The organism is Pantoea sp. JZ2 (assembly GCF_035191405.1).
Lineage (GTDB): Bacteria > Pseudomonadota > Gammaproteobacteria > Enterobacterales > Enterobacteriaceae > Pantoea > Pantoea stewartii.
The window spans coordinates 1,410,795-1,424,617 of sequence record NZ_CP045247.1 but is presented as its reverse complement, the minus strand read 5'-3'; the positions used below and the strand labels follow the sequence as shown (position 1 = coordinate 1,424,617).

Annotated in this window: 18 protein-coding genes; 11 read left to right on the top strand and 7 right to left on the bottom strand. The window is 53.0% G+C overall.

From position 1 onward, the window contains the following. Nucleotides 1–138: 138 nt before the first annotated feature. The 4 genes from GC087_RS07085 to GC087_RS07070 all read right to left on the bottom strand — a co-directional run bounded on the left by GC087_RS07085 (nt 139) and on the right by GC087_RS07070 (nt 2,303). Nucleotides 139–897 (bottom strand): replication protein P, encoded by a 759-nt coding sequence (locus GC087_RS07085; RefSeq protein WP_324030121.1) that lies wholly within the window; start codon nt 895–897, stop codon nt 139–141. Further along, nucleotides 894–1,688: a DnaT-like ssDNA-binding domain-containing protein gene (locus GC087_RS07080; protein ID WP_324030120.1), complete on the bottom strand. Its 795-nt coding sequence runs from the start codon at nt 1,686–1,688 to the stop codon at nt 894–896. Before GC087_RS07080 ends, GC087_RS07085 begins: the two co-directional genes overlap by 4 nt. Next, the gene (locus GC087_RS07075) at nt 1,688–1,903 is read right to left on the bottom strand and encodes a hypothetical protein (protein ID WP_324030118.1); all 216 of its coding nucleotides are present in this window, start codon (nt 1,901–1,903) and stop codon (nt 1,688–1,690) included. The genes GC087_RS07080 and GC087_RS07075 overlap by 1 nt, the downstream gene beginning before the upstream one ends. A gap of 172 nt (nt 1,904–2,075) precedes the next feature. After that, the gene (locus tag GC087_RS07070; RefSeq protein WP_164482443.1) at nt 2,076–2,303 is read right to left on the bottom strand and encodes a hypothetical protein; all 228 of its coding nucleotides are present in this window, start codon (nt 2,301–2,303) and stop codon (nt 2,076–2,078) included. A 154-nt stretch (nt 2,304–2,457) separates the two neighbouring features. Here GC087_RS07070 and GC087_RS07065 point away from each other — a divergent pair, with 154 nt between their 5' ends. The 10 genes from GC087_RS07065 (at nt 2,458) to GC087_RS07020 (ending at nt 7,681) form a co-directional block, all read left to right on the top strand. Then, nucleotides 2,458–3,033: a helix-turn-helix domain-containing protein gene (locus GC087_RS07065; protein WP_324030116.1), complete on the top strand. Its 576-nt coding sequence runs from the start codon at nt 2,458–2,460 to the stop codon at nt 3,031–3,033. Between the two features lie 479 nt (nt 3,034–3,512). Next, entirely contained in the window at nt 3,513–3,656 is a 144-nt protein-coding gene (locus tag GC087_RS07060; RefSeq protein ID WP_164482445.1) for a hypothetical protein, read from the top strand. Between the two features lie 3 nt (nt 3,657–3,659). After that, on the top strand, nt 3,660–3,944 hold the full coding sequence (gene gamL / locus GC087_RS07055) for a host nuclease inhibitor GamL (protein WP_324030114.1): 285 nt from the start codon (nt 3,660–3,662) through the stop codon (nt 3,942–3,944). After that, nucleotides 3,941–4,783 carry a PD-(D/E)XK nuclease-like domain-containing protein gene (locus GC087_RS07050; protein ID WP_324030112.1) on the top strand — a complete coding sequence of 281 codons (843 nt, stop codon included), beginning with the start codon at nt 3,941–3,943 and terminating at the stop codon, nt 4,781–4,783. The genes gamL and GC087_RS07050 overlap by 4 nt, the downstream gene beginning before the upstream one ends. Further along, on the top strand, nt 4,780–5,190 hold the full coding sequence (locus tag GC087_RS07045; RefSeq protein WP_324030110.1) for an HNH endonuclease family protein: 411 nt from the start codon (nt 4,780–4,782) through the stop codon (nt 5,188–5,190). The genes GC087_RS07050 and GC087_RS07045 overlap by 4 nt, the downstream gene beginning before the upstream one ends. Continuing rightward, nucleotides 5,187–6,206 (top strand): RecT family recombinase, encoded by a 1,020-nt coding sequence (locus tag GC087_RS07040; RefSeq protein ID WP_416383431.1) that lies wholly within the window; start codon nt 5,187–5,189, stop codon nt 6,204–6,206. The genes GC087_RS07045 and GC087_RS07040 overlap by 4 nt, the downstream gene beginning before the upstream one ends. Nucleotides 6,207–6,265: 59 nt before the next feature. Beyond that, complete coding sequence (locus GC087_RS07035; RefSeq protein WP_164482449.1) at nt 6,266–6,535, top strand: helix-turn-helix transcriptional regulator; 270 nt, start codon at nt 6,266–6,268, stop codon at nt 6,533–6,535. A gap of 2 nt (nt 6,536–6,537) precedes the next feature. Further along, nucleotides 6,538–6,888 carry a hypothetical protein gene (locus GC087_RS07030; protein WP_324030106.1) on the top strand — a complete coding sequence of 117 codons (351 nt, stop codon included), beginning with the start codon at nt 6,538–6,540 and terminating at the stop codon, nt 6,886–6,888. Next, entirely contained in the window at nt 6,885–7,511 is a 627-nt protein-coding gene (locus GC087_RS07025) for an MT-A70 family methyltransferase (RefSeq protein WP_324030104.1), read from the top strand. Before GC087_RS07030 ends, GC087_RS07025 begins: the two co-directional genes overlap by 4 nt. Then, entirely contained in the window at nt 7,508–7,681 is a 174-nt protein-coding gene (locus GC087_RS07020; protein ID WP_324030102.1) for an MFS transporter permease, read from the top strand. Before GC087_RS07025 ends, GC087_RS07020 begins: the two co-directional genes overlap by 4 nt. On the opposite strand, the gene GC087_RS07015 is transcribed toward GC087_RS07020, so the two are convergent. The 3 genes from GC087_RS07015 to guaB form a co-directional block, all read right to left on the bottom strand. Further along, a complete protein-coding gene (locus tag GC087_RS07015; RefSeq protein WP_324030101.1) occupies nt 7,666–8,922 on the bottom strand; it encodes a tyrosine-type recombinase/integrase in 1,257 nt (418 codons plus the stop codon). The genes GC087_RS07020 and GC087_RS07015 overlap by 16 nt on opposite strands. A gap of 213 nt (nt 8,923–9,135) precedes the next feature. Next, the gene (gene guaA / locus GC087_RS07010) at nt 9,136–10,716 is read right to left on the bottom strand and encodes a glutamine-hydrolyzing GMP synthase (RefSeq protein WP_006120616.1); all 1,581 of its coding nucleotides are present in this window, start codon (nt 10,714–10,716) and stop codon (nt 9,136–9,138) included. Between the two features lie 72 nt (nt 10,717–10,788). Further along, nucleotides 10,789–12,255 (bottom strand): IMP dehydrogenase, encoded by a 1,467-nt coding sequence (gene guaB / locus GC087_RS07005; RefSeq protein ID WP_033740877.1) that lies wholly within the window; start codon nt 12,253–12,255, stop codon nt 10,789–10,791. 168 nt (nt 12,256–12,423) lie between these two features. Here guaB and xseA point away from each other — a divergent pair, with 168 nt between their 5' ends. Further along, nucleotides 12,424–13,797, top strand: coding sequence for an exodeoxyribonuclease VII large subunit (xseA, locus tag GC087_RS07000; RefSeq protein WP_033740995.1), 1,374 nt, complete (start codon nt 12,424–12,426; stop codon nt 13,795–13,797). Nucleotides 13,798–13,823 lie beyond the last annotated feature (26 nt).

The following is a 13,823-nucleotide window of genomic DNA, read 5'->3' as shown; positions in this document are numbered from 1 at the left end:
GCCTCTAAAACGCGCTGTAATGCGTTCTGAGACGTTTTTAAAACTCATAGCCCGTTTGTACGTTGTTACCCTGTTCAATTGAATCTGGTTGCGCTGGCGCAGGATTTATTACCATTTCAGTAATTATTTATCCCATGACTACGTCTTAAGGCCCATTGCCTTACGCCTTTTGTATTCCTCCAGCAGCCATTGCGCCGGGGTGACACTGCCCATGTGCGCCGCGTTCGGCATGTACTGGTATTCGTAATCCTTTGGCGAAGGCTGATGCGCTGCTGCCCTGGGTTTGGATTCAATCATCTGCACCGGATCTGGTATCTCCTCACCTGCTGCCACCTTCTTCGACCACTCGTTCAGCTTGCGGGTGATGAATGTCTCAACCTCTGATTCCGTCATGCAGCGCTGGATCATCGCCTGGCGCGCATCGGTGATCACCCAGTACAGAACCGGCTTTGACCAGTTGAATCGCTCGGGCGACGTGGACAGGCCGCGATCCCGGTTGTAACGGTGAAACTCTGTCATCGCCTCTTCGGTGGTTACGCCCAGGACCGTGGAGCTGTCTTTGCACCAGGAAACAAACTGACCGGGTGATGGCCAGAACGGCGAGGTGCTGGCTCGGGCGTGTCTCATACCAGCAGACAACTGCTCAAGTGTGCGGATACCGCCTTCGGCAAAAGCCGCCGTCCACTGTCGCTTGGCGGCCGTTTCATGCGCTTCACTTTTCAGTGCTGTCTGTTCAGCTGCTGGGAATACAAGCTTGAGCTGGTTAAACAGTTTATCGACCAGCCGTGCTGCCTCCAGATTGATCACATTGTTAGAAGCCGGCTGCTCTTTCCCCGCCATGCGGGCGAGCAACAGACCATCACGATTTTGGATAGCTTCATAGATTTCATTTTTCATATAAATTCCTTCCAGCCTTCAGGGCTGTTCCAGTGAGGTACTGATTCAGGTTCTGTTGCTTTTTTGGCTCTGATTGTCACCAGGTTCCGGGATAACTTCTGCTCCCACTGCGTCTGATGAAATGCTTTTCCTTCGGCCTGCCAGTAAGAAACGAATCCCGCAATCTCTTCAGGCGTTGGCGGATGATCAAGTCGGCATCCCCACACCGCTGACAAACGCGTGAAATCAGATGACGGCTGCCAGCCTTCAAACATTGTGAATTTTCCAACAACCAGCGATCCGGATGACGGAGGAACGTGGTTATCGATTATCGCGTTTACGGATTGTGTCGACGGCTTAGAAATTTCCGTGCGCGCGTTATATGGGGTTTTATCTTTTATATCTTCCTCTTCCTCTTCCTCTGGTAACGCTTTTTGTAACGCTGTCTGCGTTACATTTTTGTCTCCCTTTTTCCGGTGCTCAGCCACCCTTCTGTTCGTAAGTGCTCGTTTTTTCGATGATTCTCCGTTATGCCGTTCAAAGTTGGGCAAAGTCAGCTTTCCATCGACATAAGCCAGCCAGCCCACTGCGATCAGTGAATCAGCGAAACCTGTAATGAAAGCGATACGATCAAGTACTCCCTTTGTAACGCTGCCAGCGTTACCATCTATCGTCTGTTGATCAGCCCATGCCCAGATGCGTACCAGCTTTCCCAACACTGCATCAGGATCAATGCCGAGAATTTCCGCTATCTGGAAAATCTCAGGTTTGTCCGGGGTGATTACCTCAACTTTTATCCAGCTACTTGCCATCAGTACACCTCCGCTGGCGTCCCAATGCTCTGCTGCGCAGTTTTCATCGCTGCGGCTATTTCTTCACGTTTCCGGTTAACGCGCTCAACGTTGCACTGAACGCAGGCACCATTGAGGGTCCAGCGCTCACTTTTATGACCGCGTTTACACGGTCTGCCCGTGTAATATTTGTTGAGGCCAAGGCGGGCGGCCTCCATTTGGGTAATAATTTTCACGCTACCTCCAAAACTCCTGCTCTTGCTCTTGGCTATTTTCATTTTATTTTCAGCTTAATCAACCACTATTTGCATATTTGGTAACGATTAGTTGTTTTATAAGGGAATTTAGGCAGTTGCAGATATGAAAAAACCGCCATTAAGGCGGCTTTTAAGCGTGGCGGGTAACAGGTCAGGCAGCGGAGTAGAAGAAGGATAACAGCCTTTCAGTGGTAATAGCCGGATCGATTTTGGCGCAGGCTTTTTGCAACCCTGTCATGTAGTTACGCGTCGGAACGCGGCGGGCATATACAAGATGAGTCCTGATGTAATGCGTTGTGGTACCAGCCTCTTTAGCCAGTTGCTTCTTTTCTTCAGTCGACAAACCCTGCCAGAACTCTTTGAAGTCAAACGGCTCCATGTGGGCCTCCAGATAACGATTTCAATCACCGAATTGTTACCTATGCGGTAGCGTTTCGCAACACTAATTACCAATCTGGTGCATTTACCAGAAAGGTAACATCGGTTTAAATGCACTCAGTCATCACTAACCTAAATCTGAGTACCAGGAAAAAATGAAACCTATCTCCGGGATCCGTAAAGCGAATCTGATTTATTTGCTCGAAGCCCGATTTGAGGGAAATCAGACCAAAATGGCCCAGGCCCTTAACATGCTGCCAAACCTCATCAGCAGGTGGACGCGTGATAAACCCATGGGCAGCGCTGCAGCACGCAAGATTGAGCGCCTGCTGAAGCTGGAAGATTACTGGCTCGATAATGACCGCGATAACGTCATGCCTGCCAATCCCGATGTAGAGATCCGTGAAGTCCTGGCAAATAATCTTCGCGTCTGGATGGATAAATCAGAGAGTCTCAGAACCCAGGGCAAACTGCACCAGGCCAGCGGCGTTACCCAGTCCACCATCGGGCGCGTTCTCAACCAGGAGATCGACCCGACAATCAGCACGGTGAATTCGATTGCCAAAGGTTTCGGGCGCCGCGGCTACGAGCTGCTTATCCCGGCGCATGACGATCGCATGATTGATTATGACCGTGACGCCTATTCAAAGCTGGATGCCTCCGACAAAGAGAAGATCAGCAGCTTTGTGTCATTCGTTATCAGCCAGTCGAAAAACACCGGCGACAACTGAGTTAACCACTAAACCGTATCAGCCCAGCTATATCCTACCGCATCAATAATTACCTATTTGGTAATTTTTTCTCTCGTTAACGATTGACATCTACTGCCAAGCGATTATTATTAGCCTCAATAGTTACCAATTTGGTAATTGACGCTCTTTAACAATCCGCAACGGGCATTCACAAACCTGAATCTGGCCGCCCACCAGATGGCAACGCTGACCCGTCAAACCGGAATGCTTGCCTGGAAAGTGACAGACATTATTCCTCTTCCGGAGACAGCTATGAAATTAACTGATGAGAAGGGAGAGCCGTTCGTAATAGTCCGCATGGCCTGCGGTTACATCTGGAGGATGACACTACTCCAACAGAGATATACGCAGACCGTTAACCGTGAGCAGTTCCGAAAGATCGCCCACCAGGCTTATGGCCTGAAGGGTAATTTGTCGTGCAATTAACTATTACCAAAACGGTAATTCTGGATTCGATTATGAAATATCGTTACCAAAACGGGATGTTCATTTTCACCGCCTGCGTGCTGGGTATTGAACAGCAGTTCAGCAGCTTTAAAGCCGGTGTTGAATGGGTATTCACACAAAAGATGGCCGCCAGCGTCGCGGCTGACATGGAGTGACCTATGAATACTTATGCAGTTCACGAACGCATCGAGGAAGCGCGCTGGCAACAGCACGATGCGTCAGTAAAAAAAGACGAGTGGATCCGCGACCGCGCAGAAACGCTTAAAGAGCAGTGGCCAGTTGATGTTGCAACCCTGCGCCGCCCCTTTGGTTTCAGTATGCCAGGTATTGATGCTGACTTTGCTCAGGACGCTTTTGCCAACATGGTCGATGAAATCTGCGTTAAGCAGGCCGAAATCGACTGGCGCGATAAGGAGTGGCTTGGCGAGGACTGGACGCCATGACTGCTAACCCTGAAATCTCATTAGCCCCGAATGATCCGGGGCTTTATTTTGACATCAGCAACGAGGCTTACCACTCCGGTGCCGGTGTCAGCAAATCACAGCTGGACGATATCGCTATCAACCCGGCTGTTTACCAGTGGCGAAAACAGGCGCCGCAGGATGAAGAAAAGTTGCAGGCACTCGATATGGGTACCGCGCTCCACTGCATCCTGCTTGAGCCTGACGAATTCGATAAGCGGTTCATCAAAGCGCCCTATTTCAACCGACGCACTAATAAGGGTAAAGAGGATGAAGCGGCATTCCTAAAGGACTGTCGCTACACCGGAAAGACAGTTGTTGAGTACGAGGATCACCGCAAACTAAAGCTGATGCAGGCCAGCACCATGGCCCACCCGGCGGCGCGGTTCTTCCTGGAAGCCGATGGCCACTGCGAAGCGTCCATTTACTGGGATGACGAGCAGACCGGCGAACTTTGCCGGATCCGCCCTGACCGTTTCCTGAAACAACAGCCGGTAATCGTGGACGTGAAGAAAGTGGCAGACATGGACCGCTTTACGCGTCACGTCGAGGAATTCCGGTATCACGTACAGTCTGAAATGTACCGCGATGGCTTCTATCAGCACTTCAACGAATACCCGCAGTTTGTCTTTATCGCCGTCAGTGATTCTATCGACTGTGGCCGCTATCCGGTACGCGTGTTCCAGTTAGATGAGGAGGCGGCAGAGGTCGGACATCAACTTTACAGACGGGATCTGAATACATACCACCAATGCAAAATCAGTAACAACTGGGGTGGTGTCGAATTTATTTCCCGACCAGCGTGGGCCAAAAAGAAATGACTGATAAATGCATCGAATGGACCGGTTATAAAAACAAAGATGGCTACGGGCGGAAAAGAGTTGGTTCAAAACTCTATCTGGTTCACCGGCTGGCCTACTGCGAACATCACAACGTTGATATCAGCCATATTGATGGCCTGCTTATACGTCACAAATGCGACAACCCATCATGCATCAATCCGCTTCATCTAGAACCCGGAAGTCAAAAAGACAATATGCAGGATATGAAGTCCAGAGGAAGAGGTGTTCCAAGAGCAAAACTTAGCCCCGCACAGGTAATTGAAATCCGAAGTAAACATCGTCGGAACTCAAATGAGTTCTGTTCATCTGCGCTCGCAAAGCATTACGGCGTGTCGAAAGTTCAAATTAACCGAATTTTAGCCAGAACAACCTGGCCTGATTTATGAGGAATCCTATGAGCACTAATTTAGTAAGCAACGAAACGACCAGTACCGCAGCCACCATCTTTAACCCACAAAGCCTGATGCAGTTACAGCAGTTCGCGCAGGTCATGTCTGAAGGTGTTGTCGCTATTCCTCAGCACCTTCGCGGTAAGCCGGCGGACTGCCTGGCAGTGACAATGCAGGCCGCACAGTGGGGCATGAACCCTTATGCAGTGGCGCAGAAAACGCACATCGTTAACGGCGCGCTGGGTTATGAGGCGCAATTGGTTAATGCCGTAGTGTCTTCCTCTGCCCTGCTGTCGAGCCGCATCGATTACAGCTGGTCAGGCGACTGGACGAAGTGCAGCGGAAAAAACGATAAGTCGCCAGATTTGACCGTCACAGTTTCGGCTGTGCTTAAAGGTGAGTCCGAGCCGCGTGAGCTGACTATCAGCATGGCGCAGGCTGGTGTTCGTAACTCACCTTTATGGGAGCAGGATCCGAAACAGCAGCTTGCTTATCTCTGCACCAAGCGCTGGGCGCGCCTGCACGCTCCTGACGTTCTGTTAGGTGTTTACACTCCTGATGAGCTCGACGATACCCCACGCGGCGAGCGCGATATCACGCCGCGCACCACCGCCGACCTGAACAACATGATCGGAAGTAGCGGCGATAACGTGCAACCAGCAGATAACCTCGACGATGACGTAGTTGTTGCTGGTCTGCAGGAAGAGATTGAGCAGGCTGACACGCTTGAAAAAGCTGTGGCCATCGGTGAGAAGATCAGCCAGCACAAAGAAGCCCTGAACGAATCAACGTTCCGGTCTCTGCGTTCACGCGCTGGCAAAGTCTACAAACAGCATGACGCACGCGGCAAGATTGAAGCCGCGATCAACAGCCTGGACGCCAGCGCCCCTGATGCGAAAGAAACATTCCTGAAAGTTGAAGCTGATCTTCAGCGCCTTAAAGGCCAGTTGGGCGAAGAGTTGCACGAAGGTTTCTCAATCACCCTGGCTGACATGAAAGCCGAATACGTTTAACCAACACCAGTGAAAACCTATGGGCGCCGCAGAGCGCCCTTTTCTTTGGAGAAAGAATTATGAAAGGTGCAATCCGCAAGGACCAGTTGCTGAAGAAGGTGCCACTGTCCGAGTACACCATCAACCAGATGGAAGCCAAAGGCGAGTTTCCCAAGCGTTTCCCGTTAACCAACCGCACTGTTGCCTGGAACGAGGACGAAGTAGAGGCATGGCTGGATGAGCGCCAGCGTAACGCGGCGTCCGCAGTCCGTGACCCGTCACTGGCCGCGAAGTTTGAAGCCAACCCCAACCACCAGAAACAGCGCAGCATGATGCGCATGGCAGGCTAACCATGACAGCCAAAGAATTGATTTACGCTTTCCTCAAAGAGAGAGGATCAGCGCGCTCCGTCGATATACACGCTCACCTTGAAAAACAGGGTTTACGCCGTGACAGCTCTATGTGCGCACTGAGCAAGTTGTATAAAGCCGGAGTAGTTTTCCGGCATCAACATGGCCGCGATTTTATCTGCTGGCTGCGTGATGCCAGTCAGGATTTTGAAATCAGCGAGATTAACCGCCGCCTGAGCAATGCCAACCGCCGGCTGACGCCATGCAACAGCGTCAACATTATTTTCGATGAGTGCCGCAAAACCAGCCATATCTACCAGATGGATAAGCTGCTGCGTGAGGTGCGGGCATGAAATATCAACTCATCTACGCCGATCCCCCCTGGGAATACGGCAATAAAATCAGCAACGGCGCTGCCGGTAATCACTATTCGACGATGCGCCTGGCTGACATCAAGCGCCTTCCAGTATGGGATCTGGCTGAAGAAAACTCGGTGCTGGCGATGTGGTATACCGGAACGCACAACCAGGAGGCGCGCGAATTGGCAGAAGCTTGGGGATTCCGCGTCAGAACAATGAAGGGTTTCACCTGGGTGAAGCTGAACCAGTTGGCTGAGCAAAGGATTAACCGATACCTGGAAGAGCAGACAATCCATGATTTCAACGATCTGCTGGACATACTGAACGCAGAAACCCGCATGAATGGCGGCAACCATACGCGTGCAAACACAGAGGATGTGCTGATTGCTACACGCGGGAACGGCCTGATTCGTGCCAGCGCCTCAGTAAAGCAGGTAGTTTACTCATGCCTGGGTGAACACAGCGAAAAACCCTGGGAGGTTCGTCACCGCCTTGAGCAGCTATATGGTGACGTGTCACGCATCGAGTTGTTCAGCCGATGCGCGGCCCCGGGCTGGCACCACTGGGGGAACCAGTGCGACAGCAGTGTGCAACTAATCTCCGGGAGGGTTGCATGATCATAATTACGCTATATCTGATTGTTGCCGCCTACCTGCTGGGCCGCTTGGAAAACCCGCCGCACTCCCTTGCATCATTCTGGATCTGCATTTTCTGGCTTCCGGCGGGGCTGGTTTACCTGTCTGCCACCCTGGCAGATAAAACGCTTGGCGATCACCCTGACCGCTGAGACATCCATTGCTCAAATTTTAACGGTGAGAAAGGCACCAGGTCTTCGATACTCCCATCAATCCACCCATCCACCATATCGGCCCATTGCTGCAGCATGAACGTGCGTTGCGGGAGATACTCCGCTTTATTGTAAACCGCGCGCACGCCTTTCTGTTCATGGGCCAGACTCTTCTCTATCCAGTCAGACGGATAACCCGCCTCATGCAAAAGTGTGCTGGCCGTCCGGCGAATATCGTGCACAGTGAAATCCTTTATCTTCTCCCCTCCTTCCCTGATCGCATCAATCGTCACCGCCAGCACCCTGTTAAGCGCCGCGTTCGACAGCGGCTTGGTCATATCGTATCTGCCAGGCATGATGTATTTGCTGCTGCCTGCACACATTTTCAGACCCACCAGCAGATCACTAGCCTGTGATGAAAGCGGGATGACATGCTCTCTTGACCCCTTCATCCGCTCGGCAGGGATCTTCCAGAGCATCCGTTTAAAATCAATTTCATCCCATTCTGCGTGTGTGAACTCGCTTTTCCTGACCATAGTCAGCATGACAAATTTCACGGCCAGTTTAAGCGTAGCCATCGTGGAAACGTCATCGAGCGTGCGGAAGAACAACCCGATTTCAGCAGGCGTAAGCGTGGTTACGCGCGGCTCAAACGTAGCGATCGATGATGCCCGGATACGTTCGGCGGGATTGATGAACTCATGACCTCGGTCAGTCGCATACCGGTAAATGCTGGCGATGATTTCGCGGGCCTGAACGGCTGTTGCCCGGCCACCGCGCGCCACAATCCTGTCGCACAGGTCACGAACCATCGCCGTGTTTATCTCGGTCATCAGTTTATTGCCCAGCGCGGGCAGGATGTCCCTGTCGATAACAGCCTGTTTCATCGCGCGCGTACTGTCCGCCAGGCGGGCATGCTCCATATATCTGACGGTAAAATGGTTAAGCCTGTCGGCACCGGCTATCTGTTTTTTACCGTCACGTTTCGCCGCAGATGGTGATACGCCTGAGGATATGAGCTTTTTAGCGGCATTGAGTTGCTCGCGTGCTTCGGCCAGGCTGATACCGTCAGGTCCGTATTTGCCTATCGTCAGGGTTTCACGTCGTCCGTTGAATCGGTAGTCATAGCGAAATGAGATCGTGCCGCCCGGCAGAACGGATACGTAGAGCCCTTCACGGTCAGCGACTTTGTACGCCTTCTCGCGCGGCTTGAGATTTTTTATCTTTGTGTCTGTAAGCATGGTCGGCTCCGAATACCGTCACCGCTACCAATCTGGTAACGGTAAAAAAGGATCTGGAGCGTACAACGGATCGGCCATACCGTCAAAAACACCGACGGTAAATTGTGGCTTTCAGCAATCGTTAACAATCGATAAAAAGAAAAAGCCACCAGCAATCGCTGATGGCTCAAGGATTTTACAAATCGGTGTCAATCGTCAGCAAAAGGCTGTAAATCATTCCCACTCAATCGTCGCCGGTGGCTTACCGGAAATGTCATAGACCACGCGGGAAATGCCGTTCACTTCGTTAATGATACGATTGGACACGCGGCCCAGGAAATCATACGGCAGGTGCGCCCAGTGGGCAGTCATGAAGTCGATGGTTTCGACCGCACGCAGTGAAACGACCCAGTCGTATTTACGGCCATCGCCCATTACGCCCACGGAACGGACGGGCAGGAACACCGTAAAGGCCTGGCTGACTTTATTGTAGAGATCGGCTTTGTGCAGCTCTTCAATAAAGATGGCATCCGCACGGCGTAGCAGGTCACAGTACTCTTTTTTCACCTCACCCAGCACGCGTACGCCCAGACCCGGGCCCGGGAACGGATGGCGATAGAGCATATCGTACGGCAGGCCCAGTTCCAGACCGATCTTACGCACTTCGTCTTTAAACAGCTCACGTAATGGCTCGACCAGGCCCATCTTCATCTCTTTTGGCAGGCCGCCGACGTTGTGGTGCGATTTGATGACGTGGGCTTTACCGGTGGCAGAGGCAGCGGATTCAATCACATCCGGATAGATGGTGCCCTGTGCCAGCCACTTCACGTCTTCCAGGCGCAGCGCCTGCTCGTCAAAAACTTCGACGAAAACGCGGCCAATGATTTTACGCTTCGCTTCAGGGTCACTTTCTCCGGCCAGCGCATCCAGGAAGCGCGCTTCACCATCGACGTGAACAATGTTCAGACCAAAGTGATCGCCAAACATATCCAGCACCTGCTGCGCTTCGTTCAGACGCAACAGACCGTTATCCACGAAAACGCAGGTCAGATTTTTACCAATCGCACGGTGCAGCAGCATCGCGGTCACAGAGGAATCGACACCACCGGACAAGCCCAGAATGACTTTGTCGTCGCCCACCTGTGCACGCAGGCGCTCAACGGCATCCTCAATGATTTTGGCCGGTGTCCAGAGCGCTTCACACTGGCAGATATCGATAACGAAACGCTCCAGCATGCGCAGGCCCTGGCGCGTATGGGTGACTTCCGGGTGGAACTGCACGCCATAGAAGCGCTTCTCTTCGTTCGCCATAATCGCAAACGGACAGGTTTCCGTGCTGGCAACGGTGACGAAGTCAGCCGGAATCGCGGTCACCTTGTCACCGTGACTCATCCAGACATCCAGCAACGGTTTGCCTGATGCGCTGATAGCATCCTCGATATCGCGAATCAGTGCGCTGGCGGTGTTCACCTCTACCTGCGCATAGCCAAATTCGCGCTCGTTAGAGCCTTCGACCTTACCACCCAGCTGCATAGCCATGGTTTGCATGCCATAACAGACGCCCAGCACGGGCACACCAGCCGTGAAAACATAGTCAGGTGCGCGCGGACTGTCGTGTTCTGTGGTGCTTTCCGGGCCACCCGACAGGATGATACCGCTGGGATTGAACTCGCGAATCTGCGCTTCGGTAACGTCCCAGGCCCAGAGTTCACAGTACACGCCAAGCTCACGGACGCGACGCGCCACCAGTTGCGTGTATTGAGAACCAAAATCGAGAATCAGAATGCGGTGCTTATGGATATTTTCCGTCGTCATTGAGGGTTTTCCAAAACGGTGACTTGATAAAGTAAAGCGCCCGGCTGTCGCCGGGCGGGAAATCTTGCGGGGTTATGAACCCATGCGGTAGTTCGGCGACTCTTTGGTGATGGTCACATCGTGCACGTGGCTCTCATTGATGCCCGCACCGCTGATACGGACGAATTCTGCTTTAGTGCGCAGATCGTCAATGGTCGGGCAACCGGTCAGCCCCATACATGAACGCAGACCGCCCATTTGCTGATGCACGATCTCTTTCAGGCGGCCTTTATAGGCTACACGGCCTTCGATGCCTTCCGGCACCAGCTTGTCAGCGGCGTTGTCGGTCTGGAAATAACGGTCTGATGAACCTTTAGACATCGCACCCAGTGACCCCATCCCACGATAGGATTTAAAGGCACGGCCCTGGTAAAGTTCGATTTCACCCGGCGATTCTTCTGTACCTGCCAGCATAGAACCTACCATGACACAGGAAGCACCTGCCGCGATGGCTTTGGCGATATCACCTGAGAAACGGATACCGCCGTCAGCGATAACAGGGATGCCCGTGCCTTCCAGCGCCGCAACAGCGTCAGAAACGGCGGTGATCTGCGGAACACCGACACCGGTAACGATACGGGTCGTACAGATGGATCCCGGACCGATGCCCACTTTAACGGCGCTTACGCCCGCTTCAACCAGCGCCAGCGCACCCGCGCCAGTCGCCACGTTGCCGCCGACGATTTCGAGATCAGGGTATTTCGCGCGGGTTTCCCGGATGCGCTGCAGTACACCTTCAGAGTGGCCATGAGAAGAGTCGATCAGTAAGACGTCAACACCGGCAGCCACCAGTGCATCCACGCGCTCTTCGTTGCCCGCACCGGCACCGACAGCAGCACCCACACGCAGACGGCCCTGCGCATCTTTACAGGCATTAGGCTTACGTTCGGCTTTCTGGAAATCTTTTACGGTGATCATGCCCAGCAAATGGAAGCTGTCGTCCACGACCAGGGCTTTCTCGACGCGTTTTTCGTGCATTCTTTGCAGAACGACGTCGCGGGCTTCGCCTTCTTTCACCGTCACCAGACGCTCTTTCGGCGTCATCACGGCAGTGACAGGCTGGTTCAGATCGGTCACAAAGCGCACATCGCGACCGGTGATGATGCCCACCAGTTCGTTTTTCGCGTTCACCACAGGGTAACCAGCAAAACCGTTGCGCTCGGTCAGCGCTTTAACTTCGGCCAGTGTGGTGGTGGGCAGTACGGTCTGTGGTTCGGTAACCACGCCGCTTTCATGTTTTTTGACTTTACGGACTTCGTCTGCCTGGCGTTCAATTGACATGTTTTTATGAATGAAGCCCAGACCGCCTTCCTGTGCCAGCGCAATCGCCAGGCCCGCTTCGGTCACGGTATCCATCGCAGCAGAAAGCATGGGAATGTTCAGGCGAATATTTTTGGTCAGTTGCGTGCTGAGGTCGGCCGTATTAGGCAGGACGGTGGAGTGAGCAGGAACGAGCAGGACGTCGTCGAAAGTGAGTGCTTCTTTAGCGATTCTTAACATGGCAATACTCCACCTCGGGTGCGTGAGAATAGATAAAATATTGCCGCGGCATTATACAGGGCGTAATCGATTGCCTCCACTAGTTTTTTAGAAAAAGTCTTGATCCGCGCAACAGGGCCTGTAGTATCGACTAATTAACCTACTGATTTGGAATTTGATCTTCGTCACATGTCGCTGCCACCGAACGCCAATATTTTTACCGTAAGTCGTCTCAATACCACAGTGCGTCAGCTGCTGGAAAATGAGATGGGCCTGGTGTGGCTGAGTGCCGAAATCTCTAATTTTACCCAGCCGGCTTCTGGCCACTGGTACTTCACGCTGAAAGATGATGGTGCACAGGTGCGCTGCGCGATGTTTCGCAACAGCAACCGTCGTGTGACCTTTCGCCCGCAACATGGTCAGCAGATTTTAGTTCGCGCCAATATTACGCTGTATGAGCCGCGCGGCGATTATCAGCTGATTATTGAAAGCATGCATCCCGCCGGTGAAGGCCTGCTCCAGCAGCAGTTCGAACAGTTGAAAGCAAAGCTGGCGCAGGAAGGCCTGTTCGCACCAGAACATAAGAAGCCCTTGCCGCAACCGGCAAAGCAGGTCGGCGTCATAACGTCTGCTACCGGCGCGGCGCTGCACGATGTACTGCGCGTGCTTCACCGTCGCGATCCCTCACTACCGGTCGTGATTTATCCCACCGCCGTACAAGGCGTAGATGCGCCTGCCGCGATCGTACGTGCGATTGAAATCGCTAACCTGAGGGCAGAGTGCGACGTGTTAATCGTGGGACGCGGCGGCGGTTCGCTGGAAGATCTGTGGAGCTTTAATGACGAGCGCGTGGCGCGCGCTATCTTTGCCAGCCACATTCCCGTGGTCAGTGCTGTCGGGCATGAAACTGACGTCACGATTGCTGATTTTGTCGCTGACCTGCGCGCCCCAACGCCATCGGCTGCGGCCGAAATTGTCAGCCGTAATCAGCTTGAGCTGTTGCGTCAACTTCAGTCACAACAGCAGCGGCTGGAAATGGCAATGGATTACTATCTGGCGCGTCAGCAGCGTCTGTTCAGCCGTTTAGACCATCGCCTGCAGCAGCAACATCCGCAGTTGCGCCTCGCGCGCCAGCAGACCCTGCTGTTCCGGCTACAACAGCGCCTGGGCGATGCGATGGAAACACGGCTTCGCCACGCCAGCCGTCAGCAGGATCGCCTGGCACAGCGGCTGGCCCAACAGCAGCCACAAGAACGCCTGTATCAGGCACAAAAAAGTCTGCAGAACTGGCACTATCGTCTGCAGCAGGCCATGGAAAAAATGCTTAACCGCGATAAACAACGTTTTGGTCAGCTTGCCGCGCAACTGGAAGGCGTCAGCCCGCTCGCCACGCTGGCGCGGGGTTTCAGCGTTACGACGGATACCCATGGACAGGTCGTAAAAAAAACTGGCCAGTTGAATAAGGGCGATCGGTTACGCACCCGCCTTGATGATGGCTGGGTTGAAAGCCAGGTCACGCAACTTATTCCTGAAAAACCGAGACGAAAGAAAAGCATTTCTTAACTATACTTCCTGGTACATCCCTCATG